Here is a 16,564-nt window from a genome sequence, read left to right as displayed (position 1 = left end):
GCGGAGGAATAACCGCTCGCCGGCGCCCCGCCCTTCCGGCAGACTGTCGCACACAGTTGATCTCACACGGAGGATGACATGCGTGCGGCCCGCCCGGTCCTGGACAGCCTGGAAGGACTCGCCCTCGGCGACGCCCTCGGCGACCGGTGGTTCTCGGTTCCGCTGGACGAGCGCTGGGTCGCCGAGGCACCCCGGACCGCCGACCGGTGACCGGTGACCAGGCGGTGCCGGGTACGCCAGGAACGCCTGAAGCGCCGGGCGCTCGGCGTAAGCGCCGGGTGGTCACCGCCCGGTGGTCACCGCCGGGCGAGGAAGCGGAGCACCTTGTAGCCGAGGAGCAGGACCATGGCGCCGCCGATCGCCGACACCCAGGTCGTGACGTCGAGGAAGCTCACCCTCACCGTCCCGTGCATCCAGTGCGAGACGATCCAGGTGCCGATGTAGGAGCCGGTGATGCCGATCAGGGTGCTGCCGATCAGGCCGCGCTCCCCCCTCGACATCGCCATCCTGGCCAGCGTCCCCGACACCAGGCCCAGCACGATCCACGCCATCCAGCTCATCCGCCGCCCCTTGCGTCATCGGTGTGGCGACCCCGTCGAGCCCCCGGGTCCCGTTCGGAAGGACGTACGAGGGCCTCGCACCGTTCCAGCGCCCGGGAGGACCGGTTCGAACCGGCCATCCGCGCGCCGCCGTACCGGTCGGCGGACTCCAGGCACGCCCCGCCGCCTCCCGGATGCAGGGGCCGCACCGAACTCGTCCGTCAGCGGCGCGAGTTGCCGAACAGCAGCCGGTAGGCGATCAGCAGCACCAGGGCGCCGCCGATCGCCGACACCCAGGTCGCCGCGTCGAAGAAGTGCGCGGTGATCGAGCGGTGCATGAAGTGCGACGCGATCCAGCCGCCGACGAAGGAGCCGGCGATGCCGATCAGGGCGGTCACGATCAGGCCGCCCGGGTCCTTCCCCGGCAGCAGCAGCTTGGCCAGCGCACCCGCCAGCAGGCCCAGCACGATCCACGCGACGATGCTCATCCGGCATCCCTTCCCGTCCAAGGCGCGACGGCCCCGTCCCGTCCGCTCTGCCCGCAAGGACGCCCCCGCCCGCCGCCCGGTTCCGCCGCCCGCGTCGGCCACCCCGGTCGGCCACCTGCGCAGCACCGTCCGAACCCGGCCCACGCGGCCTGCTGACGGGGCCGGCCGACGAGACCGGCCGCCCAGGCCGGCCCCGCCCGCGCGTGGCGCCCTTCCCGCGCGCCGCCCGCGCCGAAATACTGCGGCCATGCGCATCCTGATCGCCACCGCCGGCTCCCGGGGCGACGTGGCCCCCTTCACCGGGCTCGGCGTCCGGCTGCGGACGGCCGGACATCAGGTGGCCGTCGCCACCCACGACACCTTCGCCGAGTCGGTGCGTGCCGCCGGACTGGAGTTCCGCCCGCTGCCGGTCGACCCGCGCGCCGAACTCGCCTCCGCCGAGGGCCGGCGCCTGCTGCGGGCTGGCAGCGGACCGGGCGCCGTCCTTCAACTCCTGCGGCTCGGAAGGAGGTTCATGCCCGCACTCGGCGACGGCATCGCCGACGCCACGGCACTCGGGACCGACCTGCTGCTGACCACCAGCACCACCAGCGCACTCGGCCAGGTCGCCGCCGAGGCGGCCGGCATCCCCAGCATCGGGCTGTACCTCCAACCCCTCGCCCCCACCCGCGAGTTCGCGCCCGCCGTCAGCGGCACCCGATCGCTCGGCCGGTCCGGCAACCTGCTGGCGGGACACGCCGTCCAGGCCGCGACCGACCAGCTGTTCCTCCCGGCCGTCCGCGGGCTGCGCCGTCGGCTGGGCCTGCCGCCGCTCGGCATCGCCCGGGCCCGCCGCAACCACCTCGTCCTGCACGGCTTCTCGCCACTGGTGGTGCCCCGACCCGCCGACTGGCGCCCCCGACTGGAGGTGGCGGGCTACTGGTGGCCGGCCGACCGGCCGGACTGGCGGCCCCCGGCCCGGCTGCTCGACTTCCTGGCCGCCGGGCCGCCGCCCGTCTTCGTCGGCTTCGGCAGCCTGGTCGTCCCCGACCCCGAGCGGCTCACCGCGACCGTCCTCGCCGCCGCCCGCGCCGCCCGGGTGCGCCTCCTGCTCCAGTCGGGGTGGAGCGGACTGGCAGCCGAGGACTCGGACTCCGTCCTGACCGTCGGCGACACCCCGCACGACTGGCTCTTCCCCCGCACCGCCGCCGTGGTCCACCACGCGGGTGCCGGCACCACGGCCGCCGCCCTCCGCTCCGGCACCCCCGCCGTCCCCGTGCCCGCCCAGCTCGACGCACCGTTCTGGTCCGCCCGACTGACCCGGCTCGGCGTCTCCCCCGGCCCCGTCCCCCTGCGCGGCGTCACCCCCGCCCGCCTCGCCGCCTCCCTCCGCCTGACGCTCGACGACCCCCGCTACCGCGCCCGCGCCCAAGCCGTCGCCACCGCCCTGGCCGCCGAGGACGGCGCGGCCAAGGTCCTCGCCGCCGTCGAACGGGTTTCAGCGAACAGCTGACAACTAACAGCTGACAACTTTCGAAATCTGTCAGCTGTTCGCTGTCACCCGTCAGTCGTCCGCCCTCCCCCGTCGGCCCTCCCCCTCCCGGTCGCCCCGCTCAGCCCCAGGTACACCACGGCCGCCGCCGTCAGCCCGACGGCCCAGCCGTAGTCGGCGAGCGGTTTGAGGACGGGGATCAGCCCGTCCGCCGGGAAGGGTCCCCGCTTCGCACCGTCGGCGTCGACGGTGGAGTACGAGCCGCCGACGGCCAGTACGCCGCCCACCAGCAGCGCCGTCACGGCCCGCCAGTTCCAGCCGGCCGCGTACCAGTACGCCCCTCCCGGGCGGTACAGCTCGGCGAGCCGGAGGCGGGTGCGGCGCAGGGCCCAGTAGTCGGCGATCAGCACTCCGCCGACCGTGCCGAGCAGCCCGCCGACCACACCCAGCCAGGTGTAGATGTACACGTGCGGGTCGGAGATCAGCCGCCACGGGAAGATCACGATCCCGACCACCCCCGTGATCAGCGCCCCGGTCCGGAAGGTGACGAAGCGGGGCAGCAGGTTGGCGAGGTCGTACGCGGGCGAGACGACGTTGGCGGCGATGTTCACCGACAGCGTCGCGACCAGCACGGTCAGCAGCGCGAACAGGATGCCGACCGGGTTCTCCATCCTGGCGGCCAGCTGGATCGGGTCCCACACCGGCGCCCCGTAGACCGCCTCGGAGCCCGAGGTGACGAGCACGGACAGGAACGCGAAGAGCGTCATCGTGGTCGGCAGGCCGAGTGCCTGCCCGCGTATCTGGGCCCGCTGACTGCCGCCAAAGCGGGTGAAGTCGGGGATGTTCAGCGAGAGGGTGGACCAGAACCCGATCATGCCCATCAGCGCGGGGAAGAAGACCTTCCAGAAACCACCGCCCCACCCCAGCCTGGACGGCTGGTCGAGCAGCGGCCCGAGCCCGCCCGCCTTGACGGTGATCCACACCAGCAGCGCGAGCGCGCCGACGATGACGAACGGTGCTGCCCAGTTCTCGAACCGCCGCAGCGCCTCCATCCCCCGCGCGATGATGGCCATCTCGATCAGCCAGAACAGCAGGAACGAGAGCCACTGCGTCCACGGGTAGCCGCCGAACTCACCGGCCGTACGCCAGGATTCACCGAACAGCTTGCCCGCCAGCAGGAAGATGCCCTCGCCGCCGATCCAGGTCTGGATGCCGAACCAGGCGCAGGCCACCGCCGCCCGCAACAGGGCGGGCAGGTTGGCGCCGCGCAGTCCGAAGGCGGCCCGGGCGAAGACCGGGAACGGGATGCCGTACTTGGTGCCGGCGTGCCCGGTGAGCAGCATCGGGACCAGCACGACGAGGTTGGCGAGCGCGATCGTCAGCACCGCCTGCTTCCAGTCCATGCCGAGCGTGACCAGGCCCGAAGCCAGGGTCCAGGACGGGATGTTGTGGGCCATGCCGACCCAGAGCGCGAGGAAGTTGTACGTGGTCCAGGTACGCCGTGCCACCGGGACCGGCCGCAGGTCGTCGCTGGTGAAGCCATTTGGTGTCAAGTCCCCGGCGGCCGGGTCGAGTTCGACCCGGCCGTCGGGATGGTGCCACTGTCTGCCGTCACTGGTCGCGGTTCCGGGCATGGGCAACTCCCGTCCGCCGCGGGCGGATCCGCGGCTGAGCTCAGGTAGGGGCGCCGGGCGGGGTCACAGGTGCGGGATGACGTCCGTCCCGTAGGCGTCGATGGTGCTCTCGATGGCGTCGTGCATGGCGTAGACGGCGAACTGGTCGACGCCGAGCGAGCGGAGCTCCGCCAGTCGGGCCCGCTGCGCCTCCACCGGGCCGATCAGGCAGAAGCGGTCGATGATCCCGTCCGGAACGAAGGCCGTGTCCGGGTTCCCGGCCCGCCCGTGGTGGCTGTAGTCGTAGCCCTGGCGGTCCTTGATGTAGTCGGTGAGCGCCTCCGGTACCAGGTCGGAGTGCTCGCCGTAGTGGCTGACCAGGTCGGCCACGTGGTTCCCGACCATCCCGCCGAACCAGCGGCACTGTTCCCGGGCGTGGGCGAGCGCCTCGGGCGAGTCGTCGGCGGTGACGTAGGCCGGGGCGGCGACGCAGATGGTGATCGATTCCGGGTCCCGGCCGGCCTCGACGGCGGCGGCCCGCACCGCCTTGACCATGAATTCGGTGAGGTAGGGGTCGGCCAACTGGAGGATGAATCCGTCGGCCTGACGTCCGGTCAGGTTCAACGCCTTCGGCCCGTACGCCCCCATCCAGATCGGCAGGGAGGCTCCGGCACGGACCCACGGCAGGCGCATCTCGCTGCCGTCCACCTCGGCGGTGCGCCCCTCGGCCAACTCCTTGATGGCGTGCATGGCTTCGGAGAGCCGGGCGAGGGTGGCGGGGCTCCGCCCGGCGACCCGCATGGCGGAGTCGCCGCGGCCGATGCCGCAGACGGTCCGGTTGCCGTACATGTCGTTGAGCGTGGCGAACGTGGAGGCGGTCACCTCCCAGGTCCGGGTGGAGGGGTTGGTGACCATCGGGCCGACGGTCATCCGCTCCGTCTCGGCGAGGATCCGGCTGTAGATGACGAAGGGCTCCTGCCACAGCACGCAGGAGTCGAAGGTCCAGCCGTGGCTGAACCCGGCCTGCTCGGCGCGGATCATCCGGTCGATGAGCAGGCGGGCCGGCGGGTCGGTCTGGAGGACGAGGCCGATGTCCATGAGGGGCTCCAGGTAAGGGTTTTGACCGCTGCCACCCGGCCGTCGGCCGGATCGAAAAGGCGGATCGACCGGCCGGAATCCGGGCGTCGAAACAGGCGGAATCCGGGCGTCGAGCCGGGCGGGCGACCGGGCAGGCAACCGGGCGGCGGCGGGTGGACGTCGCGGAACAGGTCGAGGAACGGGAGGGGCGGGAGGAACGGAAAGGGGCAGGAGTCGGGAGAGGACTCAGACCAGGTACTGGCAGGTGTCCCGGCGCAGGAAGGTGCCGTGGCCGGCCCGGCCGCGCCAGTCGCCGTCGTCCAGCACGACGGTGCCGCGCGACATCACCGTCCGCACCCGGCCGGTGAGTCGGCGGCCCTCGTAGGCCGAGTAGTCCACGTTCATGTGGTGGGTCGCGGCGGAGACGGTCTGCACGGCGGTGGGGTCGTAGACCACCAGATCGGCGTCGGCGCCCGGGGCGATGGTGCCCTTGCGCGGGTGCAGGCCGAACATCCGGGCCGGGGTGGTGCAGGCGATCTCGACCCAGCGGCGTCGGCTGATGTGCCCGTCCACCACGGCCTGGTGGAGCAGGTCCATCCGGTTCTCGACGCCCGGCAGGCCGTTGGGGATTTTCGAGAAGTCGCCCCGGCCCAGCTCCTTCTGGCCGACGAAGCAGAACGGGCAGTGGTCCGTGGAGACCACCTGGAGGTCGTTGGTGCGCAGCCCGCGCCAGAGCGCCTCCTGGTGCTCGCGCGGCCTGAGCGGCGTGCTGCACACGTACTTGGCGCCCTCGAAGCCGTCGGCGCCCTCCTCCGCGAGGTTGTCGGTGGAGAGGAAGAGGTACTGCGGGCAGGTCTCGCCGAAGACGTTGAGGCCGGCGTCCCGGGCCCCGACGAGTTCGGCGAGCGCGGCGGCGGCGGAGACGTGCACCACGTAGAGCGGGCTGCCGGCCACCTGGGCGAGCTTGATCGCCCGGTGGGTGGCCTCGGCCTCCAGCAGTTCGCGCCGGACCTCGCCGTGGTAGCGGGGGGCGGTCCTCCCGGCGGCGAGCGCCTGCTCGACCAGGACGTCGATCGCGATGCCGTTCTCCGCGTGCATCATGATCAGCCCGCCGTTGGCGGCGCCGCGCTGCATGGCGCGCAGGATGCGGCCGTCGTCGCTGTAGAAGACGCCGGGGTAGGCCATGAAGAGCTTGAAGGAGGTGGACTCGCCGGAGTCCACGAGGGCGTCCATCTCCTTCAGCACGGCGTCGTTGACGTCGGAGACGATGGTGTGGAAGGCGTAGTCGATCGCGCAGTTGCCCTCGGCCTTGGCGTGCCAGGTGTCCAGGCCCTCGCGCAGCGAGCCGCCGACCGGCTGGACGGCGAAGTCCACGATGGTGGTGGTGCCGCCCCAGGCGGCGGCGCGGGTGCCGGTCTCGAAGGTGTCGGAGGCCGCGGTGCCGCCGAACGGCAGCTCCATGTGGGTGTGGGCGTCGACGCCGCCCGGGATGACGTAGTGGTCGGTGGCGTCGATGACGGTGTCGGCGGTCCAGGCCTCGGCGGCGGAGCTGCCGGTGGTGGCCAGGGCGGCGACGCGCTCGCCCTCGATCAGGACGTCGGCGTGGAGTTCCTCGGTGGCGGTGATGACGAGGCCGCTGCGGACGACGGTGCGCCGGTGCGGGTCGCGGGTGGCCCGCACGTCGTTGGTGGTCATCGCGCTGCTCCTCAGGCCTCGGCGAGCGGTCCGTAGGCGTCGGGCCGGCGGTCCCGGTAGAACGCCCACTGCTGGCGGACCTGTTCGATCAGGCCGAGGTCGAGGTCGCGGACGACGAGTTCCTCCTCCTTGTCGGAGGCGACGTCTCCGACGAACTGCCCGCGCGGGTCCACGAAGTACGAGGTGCCGTAGAAGTCGTTGTCGCCGTACTCCTCGGTTCCGACGCGGTTGATCGCGGCGACGAAGTACTCGTTGGCGACGGCGGCGGCGGGCTGTTCGAGCTGCCAGAGGTAGCCGGACAGGCCGCGGCTGGTGGCGGAGGGGTTGTAGACGATCTGCGCGCCGGCCAGGCCCAGGGCACGCCAGCCCTCGGGGAAGTGGCGGTCGTAGCAGATGTACACGCCGACCTTGCCGACGGCGGTGTCGAACACGGGCCAGCCGAGGTTGCCGGGCTTGAAGTAGTACTTCTCCCAGAAGCCCTTGACCTGCGGGATGTGGTGCTTGCGGTACTTGCCGAGGTAGCTGCCGTCGGCGTCGATGACGGCGGCGGTGTTGTAGTAGACGCCGGCCTGTTCCTCCTCGTAGACCGGGACGACCATCACCAGCCCGAGCTCGCGGGCGAGGTCCTGCATCCGGCGCACGGTCGGGCCGTCGGGGACGGCTTCGGCCCAGCGGTAGTGCTCGGCTTCCTGGACCTGACAGAAGTACGGGGAGTTGAAGACCTCCTGGAAGCCGATGATCTTCGCACCCTGGGCGGCGGCCTCGCGGGCGTACCGCTCGTGGAGCGCGATCATGCTCTCCTGGTCACCGGTCCAGCGGGTCTGGACGAGCGCGGCCCGGACGATCTGCGACATGGTTACCTCCGCAACTCCGCGGCCCGGCCGTGCGGTCGGGCCCGCGGTCTGAGGGTTGACGGGGCGGTTCTCGCCTGCGGGTCCGCTCGGGGAACCGCAGGGTCTACGTGCGTAGAAAGCGATCTGTAGACGGTAGGCCTGGCCTCGGTGGCCTGACAATACGTCGGTGGAAACGCGTCTGGGGTGATCTTGTTGCGCGGACACGCGGATGGTCCCGGGTGGGATGAAAAGCTGATCTACCCCGCGCGTCGCCTTCTTACTCGTTCGAGTGAAACCGGACACCCTGGGTGCGCAATCGGCGATGGTGGGGTAAGACCCGCGTGGACATCGCGATGGATCACTACGGATCGTCAGTCATCGGTGGTTTCCTACGAGTTCAGCGCATCGGTCACGGGGGATCGGGGCGGCCAAGCGGGGGGTGACGATGGTGGTGGCGGATTCCGCAGCGGAAACGGCGGCGGCGAAGGAATCGGCGGAAGCGACGGGTACGGCGGGCGGCGCGGCGGGCGCGGCGGGCGCGGGCCCGGCGGCTCGGCCGCCCGCCCTGCCCGCCTGGGCCGGCCTGCTGCTCGCCCTCGGCGCCCTGCTGCCGGTCGTCCTCGGCGGGCTGCTGTTCCACCGCCAGGCGCCGCGCGTACGGGACGTCGCCCTCCAACTGGCCGGTTCCCGTGCGGCCGCCGAGGCCGTGGTCGGCGGCCGCGCCGCGGACCACCTGGCCGCGCTGCGCGCCGACGGCTGGCTGATCGGCGGTTACGGGCTGACGCTGGTCGCCGCCGCGCTGCTCGGCGGGTACGTGCTCGGGCCGGCCCGACGGCGGCTGTCGGCCGTCGCGGTCGGCGGGGGCGGGCTGCTCGCGGCCTGCTGCGACCTGGGCGAGGACGCGCTGCTGCGCGCCGGGCTGGACGGCCTCCAGTCGGGCGCGGGCGGCTCCGACGCCCCCTTCGCCACCGCCGCCGCGCTCGCCACCGTCAAGTGGCTGCTGCTCCTGCCCGCCGGGGTGCTCGCGGCGGGCATCCTGCTGGTGACCGCCACCCGTGCGGTGCGCGGGCTACGGCCGTCGCGGGCGGGCGCGAAGGCCCGTGGCACCGACTCCCCCGACCGTCCGGCGCTGATCCCGCCCTGGCCGATCGCCGCCCGGCGCGGCGCCCCGGCGCCCACCGCCGAAGCGTCCGACGCCCCGGAGGACGCCCCGGACACGCCCGTCCGGCACGCCCACTGGCGCGACGCCGCCCGGGTGCCGCCCGGCCGCGAACCCGCCGAACTCGGCTTCTGCGCCTCCGGCGGCGGCATCCGCTCCGCCTGCGTCACCCTCGGCGCGCTCCAGTCGCTGCGGCCGTGGCTGAAACGGGCCCGCTACCTGGTCTCCGTCTCGGGCGGCGGCTACACCGTCGGCGCGCTCCAGCTCGCGCTCAGCGACTCCGCGCCCGGCAGCCCGGTGCACGCCGTCTCGGGCCTGACGGCCGACACCGTGCTGGAGCCCGGGTCCCCCGAGGAGGACCACCTCCGCCGACACGGCAAGTACATCGCCGACGGCGCCGGTGAATGGCTGGTCGCCCTCGGGACACTGCTGCGCGGCGTGCTGTCCGCCCTCACCCTGCTACTGGCCGCCGTCCTGACGCTCGGCCTCGGGCTCAGCCGCTTCTACCGGGCCGTACCGCTCACCGACCTGAGCCACCTGGCGGCGGCCGGGCTGCGCCACGCCGGCGCCGTACCGGGGCCGTTGGAGTTCCGGGCACCGGCGCTGGCCGCCTTCGGCCTCCTGCTGGCCGCGGCCGCCGGGTGCTGGCTGCTCTGGCTGCTGGCCTTCCCCTCGCTCGGCTGGCAGGCGGTACTGCCGCGCGCGCTGCGCCGGGCCAATCTCGGCCTGCTGACCCTGGCCGCCCTGCTGGCCGTCGGGGTGCTGGCGGTGCCGGGGCTGGCCTGGGGCGCGGTGCGGCTCCAGCAGGCGCTGGCGGCGGGGCCGCGGCTCACCGGCGCGGGGCTCGGCCTGACCGTGGCGCTCAGCTACCTCGCATTGCTGCTCGGCATACTCTGGCGCGACCGCCGGACACCCGCTCGGGGTGCCACCACGCCGGGCTCGGCGGGCCGGCCCCGCGGCAGCGGCGCCGGCCTCCCCCAGACCCTCGTGGTCTGGTCCGCCCTCCTGGCGCTGACGGCGGGTGCGCTGCTCGCCCTCGGCTGGGCGGTCGCCACCGGCTACACCTGGCCGACCGCCGTCCAGGTGCTGCTGCCCCTGGTGCTCGGCGCGGTCGGGCTGAACCTCGACCAGACCTGGGTGAGCCTGCACCCGTTCTACCGGCTGCGGCTGGCCTCGGCGTTCGCGGTCCGGCGGGCCACCGAGGGCGGCCGGTCGGTGGCCCGCCCGTACCACTTCTTCCGGGAGCAGACGTGGCTGAGCCACTACGGCACCCGGCACCCCGACTTCCCCCAGGTGATCTTCTCCGCGGCGGCCAACCTGTCGGGCAACTCCCGTACGCCACCGGGCCGTCCGGCGGCCTCCTTCTCGCTCTCCTACGACTACGTGGGCGGCCCGGACATCGGGTACGCGCGCACCGACCTGCTGGAGCGGCGCACCAGTGCGCACATCGCCCGGGACCTCACCGTGCAGTCGGCGATGGCCGTCTCCGGCGCGGCCTTCTCCTCCGCCATGGGGCGGGAATCCCGCGTCTACCAGCGGCTGTTCGCGGTGACCAACGCCCGCCTCGGGACATGGCTGCCCAACCCGGCGGTGCTCGGTCCCGACTGGTCCGGTCCACCGGACTGGCGGCGCCCCGCGCAGCCCGCCGTCCGCCGCCTCCCATACCAACTGCGGGAGCTGGTCGGGCGGTTCCCGTCCGACGGCCGCTTCCTGCTCACCACCGACGGCGGCCACTACGAGAACCTCGGTCTGGTCGAGCTGCTGCGGCACCGGGTACGGACGGTGGTCTGCATCGACGCCAGCGGCGACGCGGGCTACGCCACCAACCTGGCCGCCGCGATCACCCTGGCCCGCGAGGAGCTGGGCGTCGCCATCACCCTGCACGAGCCCGAGCTGCTGATCCCGGGCACCGCCGCCGACCAGCCCGCCGACCAGCCCGCCGACCAGCCCGCCGAGGGCAACGACGCGGACGACCGCGTGGGCGACGCGGCCGGCCGCCCGGGCCGCCGGCCACCGCTGCGCGGGCTCGCGGCGCAGCTCTCCGCCCGGCTCTCGGCCCGGGCGGTGGTCACCGGGGACATCCGCTACCCGGCGCTGGACGAGGGGCCCGGGGCCGTCCGGCACGGCCGGCTGATCCTCCTCCAGGCGGTGCTGACCCCCGGCATGCCGTACGAGCTGCACGCCTACGCGATGGCCAACCAGGCCTTTCCGAACGACCGCACCAGCGACCAGTGGTTCGACCACCAGCAGTTCGACGCCTACCAGACACTCGGCCGCCACCTGGGAGAACAGGCCGCGCCGCTGATCGAGCGGGCACTGACCGATCAGGCACGGGCCGAGCAGGCACGGACCGATCAGGCACCGGTCGGACCGGCCCCGGGCACCACCGGGTCGGTGCCCGCGCAGTCGGCGGGCGGCACCGACCCGGCCCCGTCCGCCACCGCCTCATCCGCCACCGCCCTGTCCGCCACGGCTCCACCGGCACCGCGCCGCCCGGCCGAGGAGTAGCCGGGAAGCGGCCGACGGATGCTCGAAGGGTGCTCGGCGAGCGGGCGACGGCGGGCGGCGGGTGGCCGACAGGTCCGCCGGTCACCGGGAACGGACGGCGGCGGGGCATCGGCTCGGCTTGACTTCCTCCGCATCGCTCGGGAAAGATCCGGCGCATGGACTCCGGCGCCACTCTGGTATGCCGCCTGCACGTCGATCTGCGACGCCAGGCGAGTTCCATCTGTGCCTGTTGACCTTGCTCTCCCCCGCCGGTCCCACCCTGTGACGTCTGCCAGGGCCCGCGCCGCGCACCCGCACCCGCAGTTCTGATCCCGCCCCGCCCCGGCGCACCCTTGCGTGCCGGGCCGCTCCGTCGGCCCGCACCCCTCCACCGCCGCCGGACACCGGGCGCTTCCCATCGACGTTCCCGCCGCACCCGAGGACGCCCTCATGAGCCTGAGCCCGAGCATCAGCCCCGAAACCCACCCGACCGTCAGCCCCGACGGCACCGGCACCGGCCGCGACGCCGGCCCCGTCAGCGGCACCGACGCCGCGAGCCCCGTCAGCACCCCCGAGCCACCACCGACGCCGCCCGCCGGGGACACCCCCGCGCCGCTCACCCCCAGCACCCTGCGGACCATCGTCCGCGAACTGGCCGAGCGGCCCGAGGAGTGGATCCACCACGTCCGCCTCTCCACCGAGGAGCGCTGGTACCAGCGGCTGGCCGCGGACGACGACCACGAGGTGTGGCTGATCAGCTGGCTGCCCGGCCAGTCCACCGGCTTCCACGACCACGGCGGCTCGCGCGGCGCCTTCGCCGTCGCGCTCGGCGAGTTGGAGGAGCTGTCCCTCGGCGGGCCGGAGCAGGGCCTGCTGATCCGCCGGATCCCGGCCGGCACCGCCCGCGCCTTCGGCCCCGAGTACGTGCACGACGTGCGCAACACCGCCGTCGGCCCCGCCGTCACCCTGCACGCCTACTCGCCGCCGCTCAGTTCGATGGCGCACTACGACCTGCGGGCCGGCGGGCTCGTCCGCACCTCCGAGGAAGGACCTGAACAGTGGTGACCACGATCGACGACCTGGTGGAGCGGGCCCGGGAAGGCGTCCACCGACCGCGCGCCCGCGAGGCGTACCAGGCCCAGCTGGACGGCGCGCTGCTGGTGGACATCCGCCCGGCGGCGCAGCGGGCGGCCGAGGGGGAGATCCCGGGCTCGCTGGTCATCGAGCGCAACGTGCTGGAGTGGCGGCTCGATCCGACGGGCAGTCACCGCATTCCCGAGGCCTCGGGCTACGACGTCGAGGTGATCGTGGTCTGCTCCGAGGGCTACGCCTCCAGCCTGGCCGCGGCCTCCCTGCGGGAGCTGGGACTGCACCGGGCGACCGACCTGGACGGCGGTTTCGTCGGCTGGGCGGCCTCCGGCCTGCCGACCCGTCAGGGCGGCTGAGCCTGCGGTCGCACCGCGTGCCGGGGCGGTAAATCAGGGACAGGAGATGATGCAGGTCATAGTGTGATCAGAGTTTCCGCTGGTCCAAAGCTGGGCAACCACGCGGGCGGAAGTACGCCCGGGCGCTTGAAACCGCCGCCACCGAACGACCCTGACCGAACGACCGAACGACCCAGGCGCCGCCTTTCCGGGGCGCCCTGACGAGGAAACTCCACGTGATCAGATTCGAGGGCGCGGGAATGCGCCACCCCGACGGCACCATCGCCGTCGAGGGACTGGACCTGGAGGTCCCGACCGGTCGGATAACCGTCCTGGTCGGACCGTCCGGCTGCGGGAAGACCACCCTGCTGCGCATGGTCAACCGGATGGTCGAGCCCACCTCGGGCCGGGTCCTGCTGGACGACACGGACGTCGCGAAGCTGGAACCCGCCAAGCTGCGCCGCGGCATCGGGTACGTGATCCAGCAGGCCGGGCTCTTCCCGCACCGCAAGGTGATCGACAACATCGCCACCGTCCCCTACCTGCTCGGCTGGGACCGGAAGAAGGCCCGCGCCCGCGCCGCCGAACTGCTCGAACTGGTCGGCCTCGCGCCGGAGACCGCCAAGCGGTACCCGTTCCAGCTGTCCGGCGGCCAGCAGCAGCGGGTCGGTGTGGCGCGCGCGCTGGCCGCCGACCCGCCGGTACTGCTGATGGACGAGCCGTTCAGCGCGGTCGACCCGGTGGTGCGGGCCGGGCTCCAGGAGGAGCTGCTGCGGCTCCAGTCCGAGCTGCACAAGACGGTGCTGTTCGTCACCCACGACATCGAGGAGGCCGTCCGGCTCGGCGACCAGGTGGTGGTGCTGCGCGAACACGGCCGGATCGCCCAACTGGCCGACCCGCACACCCTGCTCACCACCCCCGCCGACGAGGGAGTGGCCGCCTTCCTCGGGCGCGACCGGGGCCTGCGCGGCCTCGCCCTGCGCCCCGCGAATGGCGTCCGGCTCCGCCCGGTGGGCGACGGACTCCGCTACGGCGGCTGGGAGTTGGCCCTGGACGACGGGCGCCGGCCGATCGGCTGGATCGACCGCGACGCCGTCACCGCCGAGCTGCACCCGGCGGCCGCCTTCCGGCCGGACGCCGACACCCTGCGCACAGCGCTGGACGCCGCCGTCCTCTCCCCCGCCGGGGTCGCGGTCGCACTGGACGCCGAGGGCCGGGTCACCGGCACCGCGAGCCGCGAGGCCGTCCTCGCCGCCCTGCGGCCCGACGCCTCCGGTTCGCCGGCCCCCGGTCCGTCTGCCACCGGTTCGCCGGCCGCTGACGCGCCCGTCCGCACCGACAAGCCTCCGACCACCGGAGGCCACCCCGACGACACGGGCGGCCCGACCGGTGCGGACGGCACGGGCAGCACGGACGGAGCCGACGGTGGACGATGAACCGATCGTCCGCTGGTACTGGATCGGCGACCACCTCGGCTACCTCGGCGACCTGCTCGCCGACCACACCGTGATCGCCCTCGTCCCCGTGCTCATCGGCCTGCTGCTGGCCGTCCCTCTCGGCCTGGCCTGCGCCCGCTACCCCCGGCTGTACCAGCCGCTCTCCGCCGTGTTCAACATCGTCTACGCGCTGCCCTCGCTGGCCGTGTTCGTGGTGCTGATCCCGTACACCGGCCTCGCCACCCAGGCGACCGTGATGATCCCGCTCACCTTCTACGCCCTGGCCGTGCTGCTGCCGACCACCGTGGACGGGCTGCGCGCCGTCCCGGACTCCGTCCGGCAGGCCGCCACCGCGATGGGGTACGGGCCGTGGCACCGGCTGACCTCGGTCGAGCTGCCCGCCGCCGTGCCGTACCTGATCGCCGGACTGCGGGTCGCGGCGGTGTCCAGCATCTCGCTGGCCAGCGTCGGCGCGCTGGTCGGTCGCGGCGGGCTCGGCTACCTCTTCGTCGACGGCTTCCAGCGCACCTTCCCGACCCCGATCCTGGCCGGCATCGCGCTGATCGCCGTCCTCGCACTGGCCGTCGACCTGGTGCTGGTGGCCGCCCGGCGGCTGCTCGCGCCCTGGGCCGTCCGGGAGAAGGGAGCGGGCTCGTGAACTGGCTGAACTGGCTGAGCGACTTCTTCACCGACCCGGACCACCGCAGCGGGCCGGACTCGATCGTGCACCGGGTCTCCGAGCACCTGCTGCTCTCCGGCGAGGCCCTGCTGTTCGCGGCGCTGCTCGCCGTCCCGCTCGGGCTGCTGATCGGCTACACCGGGCGCGGCGTCACCGTGGTGACCGCGCTCGCGGGCGCCGCCCGCGCCCTGCCCACCCTCGGCCTGGTGACCCTGGCGGTGCTGCTCGCCGGGGTCGGCGACACCGCCGTGCTGGTCCCGCTGGTCGCGCTCGCCGCGCCGCCGCTGCTGGTGGCCGCCGTCGAGGGGGTGCGCGGCACCGACCCGGACGTCCGGGACGCCGCGCGCGGCATCGGGCTGACCCACCCCCAGGTGCTGCGGCAGGTCTGCCTGCCCTCGGCCGCCCCGACCCTGCTGGCGGGCTTCCGCACCGCGACCGTGCAGGTGATCGCGACCGCCACGGTGGCCGCCTACGTCGGGCTGGGCGGCCTCGGCCGCTACGTCATCGACGGGCTGGCGACCCGCAAGTACGCCGTGACGGTGGGTGGCGCGCTGCTGGTGGTACTGCTCGCGGTCGTCGCCCAGCTGTTCTTCGCCCTGCTCGCCCGGTTCGCGCTCCCGCCCGGGGTGCGCGCCCAGCAGCGGCCCCGCTGACTCCGTTCCCCTCCCCTCCCGTTCCGGAAGGACATCTGTCACCATGTCGACAATCAACCGAAGCCGCCGCGTCGCCGCCCTCGGCGCCCTCACCGCGCTCGCCCTCGGCGCCACCGCCTGCGGCTCCTCCGGCGGCAACCCGCTCGACGGGGGTTCGAGCGCCTCGGCCTCCGCGGGCGGCGCGGGCGGATCCGGCTCGACCGTGGTGGTCGGCTCAGCCAACTTCCCGGAGAACGTCCTGCTCGGGTCGATCTACTCGCAGGCGCTCAAGGCCAAGGGCGTGAAGGTCCAGGAGAAGTTCAACATCGGCAGCCGCGAGGTGCTCTACGGGCAGCTGCAGAGCGGCAACCTCACCGTCCTGCCGGAGTACAACGGCTCGCTGCTCGCCTACCTGGACGCCAAGTCCACCGCCGTCACCACCCAGGACGTGAACGCGGAGCTCGCCAAGACGCTGCCCGCGACGCTGGGCATCCTCGAGTCCTCCCCGGCCGAGGACAAGGACTCGCTCAGCGTCACCCAGGAGACGGCCGACAAGGACAACCTCAAGAGCATCGCCGACCTCGCCGCCAAGGCCGGCGAGTACACCATCGGCGGGCCGCCGGAGTTCAAGAGCCGCCGCGAGCAGCAGCTCAAGGACGTCTACGGGCTGACCTTCAAGGAGTGGAAGCCCACCGGCGACGCCACCGCGAACGCGCTCAAGGACGGCAGCATCCAGGTCGGCAACGTGTTCACCACCGACCCGAAGATCGTCCAGTACAAGCTGGTCCCGTTGGCCGACCCGAAGAACATCTTCGGCGCCCAGAACGTCACCCCGCTGGTCAACAAGGCGGGCGTGGACGCGACCGCGACGGCGGCGCTCAACGCGGTGTCGGCCAAGCTCGACACGGCCGGGCTGGTGGCGCTGATGAAGCGCGTGTCGGTGGACAAGGAGGATCCGTCGGCGGTCGCCAAGAACTGGCTGAAGTCCAACGGCCTCGGCTGACGGCGATTCGGCCCGGCGGCCGTGGAGC

Annotated in this window: 16 protein-coding genes; 10 read left to right on the top strand and 6 right to left on the bottom strand. The window is 73.3% G+C overall.

Going from position 1 to position 16,564, the window contains the following annotated elements; genetic code table 11:
- The first annotated feature begins 78 nt into the window (after window positions 1-78).
- Window positions 79-210 (top strand): hypothetical protein, encoded by a 132-nt coding sequence (locus ACFU6K_RS09680; protein ID WP_380661957.1) that lies wholly within the window; start codon window positions 79-81, stop codon window positions 208-210.
- 86 nt (window positions 211-296) lie between these two features.
- On the opposite strand, the gene ACFU6K_RS09675 is transcribed toward ACFU6K_RS09680, so the two are convergent.
- Together ACFU6K_RS09675 and ACFU6K_RS09670 are read right to left on the bottom strand one after the other, a co-directional pair.
- Window positions 297-560: a GlsB/YeaQ/YmgE family stress response membrane protein gene (locus ACFU6K_RS09675; protein ID WP_380661956.1), complete on the bottom strand. Its 264-nt coding sequence runs from the start codon at window positions 558-560 to the stop codon at window positions 297-299.
- Window positions 561-760: 200 nt separating this feature from the next.
- A complete protein-coding gene (locus ACFU6K_RS09670; protein WP_380661955.1) occupies window positions 761-1,027 on the bottom strand; it encodes a GlsB/YeaQ/YmgE family stress response membrane protein in 267 nt (88 codons plus the stop codon).
- A 247-nt stretch (window positions 1,028-1,274) separates the two neighbouring features.
- Between ACFU6K_RS09670 and ACFU6K_RS09665 the strand changes: the two genes are divergently transcribed.
- Entirely contained in the window at window positions 1,275-2,519 is a 1,245-nt protein-coding gene (locus tag ACFU6K_RS09665) for a glycosyltransferase (RefSeq protein WP_380661954.1), read from the top strand.
- Window positions 2,520-2,563: 44 nt separating this feature from the next.
- Here ACFU6K_RS09665 and ACFU6K_RS09660 read toward each other — a convergent pair whose 3' ends face one another.
- The 4 genes from ACFU6K_RS09660 to ACFU6K_RS09645 form a co-directional block, all read right to left on the bottom strand.
- On the bottom strand, window positions 2,564-4,132 hold the full coding sequence (locus ACFU6K_RS09660; protein WP_380661953.1) for an NCS1 family nucleobase:cation symporter-1: 1,569 nt from the start codon (window positions 4,130-4,132) through the stop codon (window positions 2,564-2,566).
- 63 nt (window positions 4,133-4,195) lie between these two features.
- Complete coding sequence (locus ACFU6K_RS09655; protein WP_380661952.1) at window positions 4,196-5,209, bottom strand: TIGR03842 family LLM class F420-dependent oxidoreductase; 1,014 nt, start codon at window positions 5,207-5,209, stop codon at window positions 4,196-4,198.
- Window positions 5,210-5,434: 225 nt separating this feature from the next.
- Window positions 5,435-6,883, bottom strand: a complete 1,449-nt coding sequence (hydA, locus tag ACFU6K_RS09650; RefSeq protein ID WP_380661950.1) for a dihydropyrimidinase — start codon at window positions 6,881-6,883, stop codon at window positions 5,435-5,437.
- An 11-nt stretch (window positions 6,884-6,894) separates the two neighbouring features.
- The gene (locus ACFU6K_RS09645) at window positions 6,895-7,737 is read right to left on the bottom strand and encodes a nitrilase-related carbon-nitrogen hydrolase (protein WP_380661948.1); all 843 of its coding nucleotides are present in this window, start codon (window positions 7,735-7,737) and stop codon (window positions 6,895-6,897) included.
- A 430-nt stretch (window positions 7,738-8,167) separates the two neighbouring features.
- Here ACFU6K_RS09645 and ACFU6K_RS09640 point away from each other — a divergent pair, with 430 nt between their 5' ends.
- The 8 genes from ACFU6K_RS09640 (at window position 8,168) to ACFU6K_RS09605 (ending at window position 16,536) form a co-directional block, all read left to right on the top strand.
- Window positions 8,168-11,383, top strand: coding sequence for a hypothetical protein (locus ACFU6K_RS09640; RefSeq protein WP_380661947.1), 3,216 nt, complete (start codon window positions 8,168-8,170; stop codon window positions 11,381-11,383).
- Between the two features lie 155 nt (window positions 11,384-11,538).
- A complete protein-coding gene (locus ACFU6K_RS09635) occupies window positions 11,539-11,616 on the top strand; it encodes a putative leader peptide (protein WP_107086570.1) in 78 nt (25 codons plus the stop codon).
- 196 nt (window positions 11,617-11,812) lie between these two features.
- On the top strand, window positions 11,813-12,427 hold the full coding sequence (locus ACFU6K_RS09630) for a cysteine dioxygenase (protein WP_380661946.1): 615 nt from the start codon (window positions 11,813-11,815) through the stop codon (window positions 12,425-12,427).
- Window positions 12,421-12,807, top strand: a complete 387-nt coding sequence (locus tag ACFU6K_RS09625; protein ID WP_380661945.1) for a rhodanese-like domain-containing protein — start codon at window positions 12,421-12,423, stop codon at window positions 12,805-12,807. The genes ACFU6K_RS09630 and ACFU6K_RS09625 overlap by 7 nt, the downstream gene beginning before the upstream one ends.
- 215 nt (window positions 12,808-13,022) lie before the next feature.
- Entirely contained in the window at window positions 13,023-14,222 is a 1,200-nt protein-coding gene (locus ACFU6K_RS09620) for an ATP-binding cassette domain-containing protein (protein WP_380661943.1), read from the top strand.
- The gene (locus tag ACFU6K_RS09615; RefSeq protein WP_380661941.1) at window positions 14,212-14,880 is read left to right on the top strand and encodes an ABC transporter permease; all 669 of its coding nucleotides are present in this window, start codon (window positions 14,212-14,214) and stop codon (window positions 14,878-14,880) included. The genes ACFU6K_RS09620 and ACFU6K_RS09615 overlap by 11 nt, the downstream gene beginning before the upstream one ends.
- Window positions 14,877-15,554 carry an ABC transporter permease gene (locus tag ACFU6K_RS09610; RefSeq protein ID WP_380661940.1) on the top strand — a complete coding sequence of 226 codons (678 nt, stop codon included), beginning with the start codon at window positions 14,877-14,879 and terminating at the stop codon, window positions 15,552-15,554. Before ACFU6K_RS09615 ends, ACFU6K_RS09610 begins: the two co-directional genes overlap by 4 nt.
- Before the next feature lie 43 nt (window positions 15,555-15,597).
- Window positions 15,598-16,536 carry an ABC transporter substrate-binding protein gene (locus tag ACFU6K_RS09605; protein WP_380661939.1) on the top strand — a complete coding sequence of 313 codons (939 nt, stop codon included), beginning with the start codon at window positions 15,598-15,600 and terminating at the stop codon, window positions 16,534-16,536.
- Window positions 16,537-16,564 lie beyond the last annotated feature (28 nt).

Source organism: Kitasatospora sp. NPDC057512, from assembly GCF_042802135.1.
In the GTDB taxonomy this organism is placed as follows: Bacteria; Actinomycetota; Actinomycetes; order Streptomycetales; family Streptomycetaceae; genus Kitasatospora.
The sequence above is the reverse complement of the archived record's forward strand: the minus strand, read 5'-3'. Positions and strand labels throughout refer to the sequence as shown.